The 5,870-nt window shown below is 30.0% G+C and carries 4 protein-coding genes and 1 pseudogene; 3 read left to right on the forward strand and 2 right to left on the reverse strand.

The features are described 5' to 3' along the window. Positions 1-433 precede the first annotated feature (433 nt). Positions 434-822, reverse strand: a pseudogene (locus ACFCYN_RS24845) (thiol-disulfide oxidoreductase DCC family protein). 275 nt (positions 823-1,097) lie between these two features. Here ACFCYN_RS24845 and ACFCYN_RS24850 point away from each other — a divergent pair. From ACFCYN_RS24850 to ACFCYN_RS24860, 3 genes are all read left to right on the forward strand, one after another. Next, positions 1,098-1,619, forward strand: coding sequence for a GNAT family N-acetyltransferase (locus ACFCYN_RS24850; RefSeq protein ID WP_375952712.1), 522 nt, complete (start codon positions 1,098-1,100; stop codon positions 1,617-1,619). Positions 1,620-1,804: 185 nt separating this feature from the next. After that, positions 1,805-2,269 (forward strand): GNAT family N-acetyltransferase, encoded by a 465-nt coding sequence (locus ACFCYN_RS24855; RefSeq protein ID WP_375952715.1) that lies wholly within the window; start codon positions 1,805-1,807, stop codon positions 2,267-2,269. Between the two features lie 371 nt (positions 2,270-2,640). Further along, complete coding sequence (locus tag ACFCYN_RS24860) at positions 2,641-2,985, forward strand: hypothetical protein (protein ID WP_172444313.1); 345 nt, start codon at positions 2,641-2,643, stop codon at positions 2,983-2,985. A 446-nt stretch (positions 2,986-3,431) separates the two neighbouring features. Here the strand turns inward: ACFCYN_RS24860 and ACFCYN_RS24865 are convergent, their stop codons facing one another. Continuing rightward, positions 3,432-4,856 (reverse strand): DNA recombination protein RmuC, encoded by a 1,425-nt coding sequence (locus tag ACFCYN_RS24865; RefSeq protein ID WP_375952719.1) that lies wholly within the window; start codon positions 4,854-4,856, stop codon positions 3,432-3,434. Positions 4,857-5,870: the final 1,014 nt, after the last annotated feature.

A 5,870-nucleotide genomic window follows, 5' to 3' on the forward strand; every position in this document is an offset into this window, starting at 1 on the left:
ATATAACTCGGATATTCCTTGGAATTTTACAGGTACCACTTTTTATTCTAATTTTTAAAGTTTATGGTCGTTTCAAATTTAAAAGTAAAAGAATAAAAATAATGTTAACAATGTTTTCTGGAATTTCATCTACATTAATTATAGGTATGATTTTTGGTCAAGTATTATACAACTAACTGATGCATTAGTTGAACAACAAGATCGGCTGTTTAGTCGATTTTTTTTTATACTTCAAAATGGCAGTTTAGCTGCATAAGGAAGGGACTTATTGGGATTAAATAGAATATATTAAAATGTCTAAAATTTGTTGAAATAAGGAGTTTTATAAATGCTTATTTCAGCCTGCCAAAAATCTAATCAAACTACTGTTACGATGTTAAAAAGTGCAAAATAAAAGACCCCGATTAAGAGATCATTTTCAGCTATTCTAATATTATAAGAAACGTTTTCTTACTTCTGGAGATGGCAACATACAACTATCTTTTTTACCGAACCATCTATATCTATTTTTAGCTATAATGCCATAAAAGTAATCTCTCAAAGGCTTTGGAAAAACTAATAGTAAATAAGGCAACTTCCACGCTCCTTTTAGTTTTTACAAACACGAAGGGCTGCCGATGATTTAAAATAGCAATTGTTATCTTCAATTAGAACAAAACTATCGATATCACTTGGCGCATTATATTTATTCAATAACTGTTTTCCTATATCGCTTTGTAACGAAGCGAACTTAAATAGTCCAAATGGGTCTTTTTTAATGATGAATTGTACGCTTTGGTCACAAAAGTTGCACTCACCGTCGAATAAAATAATTCTTTCCATATTAATCCCACCTATCTTTTATCATATCATCTTGTTTCATTTACTGGTTGCATTATAACTTGTTTTTTGAAAAACAACAAAGTTTACGAAAACAGCGAATAAATAAAAATGAACAGTGCTAATCCAACTAAAGCGTGCATTAGTTGAACAACAAGAACGGCTGCTAAGTCGATTTTTTTTATTAAACAAAATGGCATATTAGTTGCATAAATTAGAGGATTATTTAAACGTTTAGTTTAATATATATTTTAAACTTTTGATAAGAGGTGATTTAAATGAACATAAGAAACGCAGCTTTAACAGATGCAAGTGGAATTGCGAAAGTTCACGTCGATAGTTGGAAAACTACTTATAAAAACATTATGCCAGATGATTTTTTGCAGAAGTTATCTTACGACCAAAGAACTGATTCGTGGAATAAAAATCTATCTGAAGAGGGTACTTATGTTTTTGTAGCAGAAAATAATGAAGGAGAAATTATTGGATTCGCTACTTGTGGAAAAAGAGAAGAGAATAAAATCGATAGTTCAGGTGATTTAACATCAATCTATCTTCTAGAAGCATATCAAGGAAATGGTATCGGAAAGAAACTAATGGAACAACTTTTTAATCAATTTGAAAAGTTAGGTATTAATAGAGTGTTTGTTGAAGTATTAGAAGACAATAAAACACGTTTTTTCTATGAGTATTATGGTGCGAAATTATTGAAATCTGAAAAGATAAAAATCGCAGGTGCTGAATTAAATCTTCTAGTTTACGAATGGAATAATATTAACGAGGTATTGACTAAATTCTAAACCTTGTTCTTATTCAACTAAATGATGCATTAGTTGAAGATCATAAGCTGTTAATATGCGGCTTTTTTTATTGAAGTAAATAGCAGGTTACTTGAAGAAGGATATATTATGAGTGTTGCAGAATATGAGTCGTAAATCACACGTATGAGAAATTAATATTTTGCAGTCAAAGAGGAGGGAGAATAATGGAGTTTGTGCCAATTGATATTAGCATACACAAGGATAATGTTATTCCTTTTCGTAGAGATTCTTTCATAGTTAGTTTTGGTACGGATAAAGATTTTGGGGATGAAAACAAGTATCTAAATTGGTTGCAGCAACAGTCCTCACAAAACCCTAAGGGTTTTGTATTAGTTGTAGAAAACGATATTCCAATCGGTCAACTCGAACTAACTGTAAAGGAATATAGAGGGAAAGTAATTGGTTATGTCAATCTTTATTATCTTATCCCCGAAAAACGCGGAGAGGGTTTAGGTTCCCTTTTACACACTTATACAATTAACTTCTTTGAAAACAATAATGTTAACGAATACCATCTTCGTGTTTCTCCAACGAATAAACAAGCCATTGCATTCTATAAGAAAAATGGAATGAAGCAGATAAAAACTGAGATGGATGGGAAAGTTGTTAGAATGACAGGAAATATTTAAAGATTACATCCTTAGTTATTAAAGATTGTGAAGAATTAACCTTAAACTAACTGATGCTTATATATTGTATCAACAACAAAACATTGATAGAATGCACCCTTTATCATTGTTTATATGTATCCATAGTTAGCGTTGGGTTGCTTCGGCAGTCTATTTTTTTATTCAACAAAATGGCAGTTTAGTTGCATAAAAAAAGAGTTAAATCTTACTAAAAAAGTATTATAATTTATTTGAAGAAGGTAACTACATAAAATATAAATCTGGAGGAATGTATGATTGAGAAAAAGTCTATTCACGATTTGGAACTATCTGACTTTAACGAATTTCCAATTTGGAAAATCGTTTAGTATGATGTAGATAATGATGATGATATGTTAGTTGAACCTCTATTTAATGAAAGAGAATCTATAAATAAGCTAGATAGCTATATGGTAAGAATTAAAGGGGATTTAGCAGATGGTACTGAGATATACGGCATAGGTGATGTTGATTTCGATGAAAATAAAATTTTTAATTTTACATTCCAAATAAGCAAAGGGAATTGGGAAGTACTAGATTTACCGCCAGCACCGGATTTTGTTTTAGAAGAGTCCGGACTAATTCCTTTTGCTAAAAAACTAAGTAAGAGTGTACATAATATTTTCCCAATGAAATTAAGTGCTGATATACCAAATAGCTTATATAAAACGAATATTGAGATGACCATAAAAGCTTAATTGCTTATTCAACTAAATGATGCTTTAGTTGAACAATGAACGACTGCTTCGGCGGTCGTTTTTATTGTACACTGGTAGGATAGTTGCATAAGGAAGAGAACTTCGATATTAAGAAAGAGACATAATTTTAGTTGTCCCTTTTTAATTTCTGAAACTTAGGTATACAAAAGGATATGGAAAGATGCAATATATTGGATATTTGTAAATTTAACAGAAGAAGAAACACCATTTGAATATAGATTACCCCGAATTGCATCTCTACTTCCTAGTAATGTTGAACAAACCACTCCAACTAAACTTACTGCATTTGAATCTCGCGTTTACAGGATGCTTTGATATTAATCTAACTGATCTCAAAAGCAATCAACATCGTTTTTCCCGAATAAAAGCCGACAAAACATTTATGTATTGCCGGCTTTTACGTTAAACTATAACAATCTATTTAATTAATCAGCTAAAGCGATAAATTCATTTTCATTAGTCGGTAACTCCTGAACATCTCTAAGGCTTCTTTCAATTGTTCTAGTTTTACGAGTCGCAACTTCTATCTCATTAGTAGCTGCTTGAAGTTTTTTCTTTGTTTTCTCTAAGATATCACCAAATTTACCAAACTCAGTTTTCACTTTACCAAGAGTATCCCAAACTTCACTTGAACGCTTTTCAATAGCCAATGTTCGGAATCCCATTTGGAAACTATTCAAAAGTGCAGCCATTGTGGTTGGGCCAGCAACAGTAATACGATATGTGTTTTGAAGGAATTCTAATAATCCATTAATTTTTAGAACTTCCGCATATAAACTTTCAGTCGGTAAGAACAATACTCCAAAATCAGTTGTAACTGGCGGGCTAATATATTTTTCATTTATTGTTTTTGCCTCAGCTTTAATTCTAGATTCGAGTTGTTTTACTGCTTCTCTAACTAATTCTACATTACCACTTTCTTGTGCATCTACTAGCCTTTCATAGATGTCATTTGGGAACTTCGAATCGATAGGTAAGTAAACGTATTTCTTAGAATCTTGCTTAGACGGGAACTTAATTGCAAATTCTACTCGTTCAGCACTATTCTTCTTAGTAGCAAAGTTTTCAACATATTGGTCTGGTGTCATTGTTTGTTCTAAGATATTCCCGAGTTGTATTTCTCCCCAAATACCTCTGGTTTTTACATTAGAAAGAACTTTTTTCAAATCACCAACACCAGTCGCTAGTGTCTTCATTTCACCAAGACCAGTATGAACTTGCTCTAAACGTTCGCTTACCAATTTGAACTTTTCACCCAGTCTTTGTTCAAGCGTATTATTCAATTTTTCATCTACTGTCATACGCATTTCTTCTAATTTTTTAGAGTTATCTTCTTGCAACTTTGATATATTTAACTCTAAGATATTTCTAACTTCATTTAAGCCCTCGCTGATCGTTTTGCTTGTTTTTTCTTTGTTTTCATCTAGTTTACGAATATTATTCTCTTGAAGTTTTGTAATACTAGATTCTAATGTGTTCCTGATATTATCCATTTGCTTTTCATTTTTATTGATCATTTGTTTAATATTATCATTCGTATCCTTATTGAACGTTTGTTGCAATTGAATACTCTGTGTAATTTGACTTTGAATATTTTCAGAAAAGCTTAAAAGACTTTTACTTAATTCTTCTCGATTCTTACTGGAAATTTCGTAATTTTCTTTTCGACTTTCCTTTAACTCTTCATTAATTTTCTTTTCTGTCTTCTCATTAGCTTCTGCTATCTGCTTAAATACGATTTCTTTTAAAACTGACGTATCTTGATTCATAGAACCTTGCTTCAGTTTTAAAGATACAAATAGAATTATTATAGTTAATATCAAATTAACTAGTACGCTCCCCGCTAACATATAGCTCAAAATTAAGCCCTCCTTAAATGAAATCATCTCTATTAATTAATTATAGTCTCTTTAAGAAGGTTAAGATATCTCAATTTTATTCGAACTAATAATGACCAGTTAAATAGATGTCATAGATAAAAATTCAATTCCATAAAAGTAAATTAAGAAAAAAACTAATTAAATAGATACCATATAAAAGATTTAAATAGAAAAGAGGTATTTGTATGTTACAAAAATTTGAGAAAAGGAATCCGCACAAATTTTGGAAATGGTTTTCCGAGATACTTATGTATCTTATAAAATGATTTATTGTGTCGCAACTCATCTTCAAAAAAAATGCAGCATTCTTTTGAATGCTGTCTTTTTTGACCTTATAATCATCTGCTGCCATAAATAATTTATATTCCATTATATCCTTATAATGTCTTGTTGATTTTCTTATGCAACTATTTGGTAGTTTAATTCAATAACGTAACAATTTCACTCTAAAATCAGCAATGAAAAAAACATTGGAATTTGTCGAATATTTTTCATTCATTGATTGATTTTTTAACTTAAAAATTTATATCAATACTCATTATAATAGGTTTATCCAAATGTAAAGACTTTCTATTAATCGTTTTACCTTAATTTGAAAGGGTGGACTATATGAATGGATTTTTTATTGAACTAATCATTTTTGCAGCAAATATGGGTTTATTGTTATTTATCTTCAAGGTTTTCCGAAGATATCAAAAAATTATTGCACTAACTATTATTTTGAGTAGTCTACTGATTTTTTTCTATGTAGAACAAGGTAGTTACGATAGTAAGTTTTGGTCAATTGTATTAGTTAGTTGTGTACCTATTTCTTCACTAATTAGAAATATAATAAAAACTAAGACTTTATAATTATTTTTTATTAATAATTATGCTGAATTCTTAATGCAACTAAACCAGCTAATAGTTTGTCAATAATTTTCAATAAAAAAAATATGTGACTCATGTTATACTATTTTTGACATGCCAAATAATCTTCCACTT

It is taken from the genome of Gottfriedia sp. NPDC056225, assembly GCF_042267765.1.
Lineage (GTDB): Bacteria > Bacillota > Bacilli > Bacillales > Bacillaceae_G > Gottfriedia.

Coding starts and splice junctions, on each gene's coding strand:
- ACFCYN_RS24850 (WP_375952712.1), top strand. CDS start 1,098: ATGAACATAAGAAACGCAGCTTTAACAGATGCAAGTGGAATTGCGAAA.
- ACFCYN_RS24855 (WP_375952715.1), top strand. CDS start 1,805: ATGGAGTTTGTGCCAATTGATATTAGCATACACAAGGATAATGTTATT.
- ACFCYN_RS24860 (WP_172444313.1), top strand. CDS start 2,641: ATGTTAGTTGAACCTCTATTTAATGAAAGAGAATCTATAAATAAGCTA.
- ACFCYN_RS24865 (WP_375952719.1), bottom strand. CDS start 4,856: ATGTTAGCGGGGAGCGTACTAGTTAATTTGATATTAACTATAATAATT.